At 43.0% G+C, this 1,326-nt stretch carries 2 protein-coding genes; both read right to left on the bottom strand.

All coding sequences use genetic code 11. The annotated features are described in order from the left end of the window. Nucleotides 1-507 (bottom strand): distal tail protein Dit (locus ACFQ8Y_RS22745; RefSeq protein ID WP_430586809.1); only part of this gene is annotated, 507 nt, incomplete at its 3' end. Beyond that, nucleotides 504-1,326 (bottom strand): hypothetical protein (locus tag ACFQ8Y_RS22740; RefSeq protein WP_430586808.1); only part of this gene is annotated, 823 nt, incomplete at its 5' end. The genes ACFQ8Y_RS22740 and ACFQ8Y_RS22745, both read right to left, overlap by 4 nt.

Genomic DNA, 1,326 nt, shown 5'->3' with positions numbered 1-1,326 from the left:
TAGTTCAATGCTGTAAGTTGTAGCCGCTCCCGCGAATGTGCAATTAACTACAGGAGAAGTCGGGGCGCTCCCGTTGTGTTTAATATCCGTAACCGCTCCCGCTGTCTCAGATACATTAAAAACCACTTCGGCCCCGTGCTTGTAGGGATCAGGGCATATAAAATTAATCGTACCCTTTCCAAACTTAAAAACCTCGTCCAGTTGCCCTTCTCCATCAATCATGGCGTAGTATGTCCTGTCAGGCTCATCAGGAAAGACTAAAGGCCCTGGATTGTCTGTTACAAGCCAGTCGGCCACCTCTTCTTTTGCTTTTTGTAGGTCGTCAACGCCTTTTATAACTACATCCACGGGCAATGGACGGGCTTTTATTTTCTTTTGTCGTGGGTATGCACCAGGACGGCCAGGGATTTCTACCATATCCCACTCTATAGGCGCCCATATTGGCCGCTTTGTGCCTACCGTTGCATGAAAAAAGGGTTTTGATACCCCGTTAAATGTCATTGTCATTTGTACCGCCTCTTATCTGTAAAAGCTTGGCGTTGTTGTGCTTTTGTCATGTCTTTGTTTGTGAGGGAAGCAAACTGCCGACTGTTGATATTTAAAGCTGTTTGAATAGTTGGAATGTTAACCTCTATAGGGCGATTAAAAACGGCGTCTGATAGGCTTTTTACTGCCGCCGCAAGCTCAGTAATATTTAACGGCTTCGATTCTGTTGAAACGCTTAACATGCTTGATTTTATCCCCTTGAGATCCGGTAGCTCCGGCATGGCTGCAGCCGCTAAAGTATCAGCCGCTTTCATAATGTCTTTCTTCGTTGAATCCAAGCCAAGCTCATAACCCTGACCAGTGAATTCTCCAAGTACATATGTTTCTCTGGAAGGAGAATGAATAGACAAAGCCTTTTTGATCTTGTTCTTAACACCGTCTGCGATCTCTTGGGCTTTCTTCCATACTGATTTAGCCATTGAGCTAATGCCGTTAATCAGCCCTTGAATGATGTTTTTACCAATGTCGTATAAGTTGATGCTGCTGAAAAAGCTTTTCACCTTGCCCCAGATGTTTTTGATCGTGTCTTTGGTTCCGTTCATACTGGAGGATACTGACTTTTTCATATTGTTGAAATTATTTTTCACTGTTGACCAAACTGCTTTAGCTGCACCCGTAACCGCTGATTTAATTGAATTCCATACTGAGGAAGCAACGGATTTTACTGCATTAAATACACTGCTCGTCACTGATTTAACAGTATTCCAAGACGTTTTAACCGCATTCAATAAGCCTTTTACATAAGTTGTAACGACTGTTTTAATACCATTCCAAATAGAT

Origin of the sequence: Isoptericola sp. NPDC056605, from assembly GCF_042792795.1 — a bacterium.
Lineage (GTDB): Bacteria > Actinomycetota > Actinomycetes > Actinomycetales > Cellulomonadaceae > Isoptericola.
This window is presented reverse-complemented; position numbering and strand designations above follow the sequence as displayed.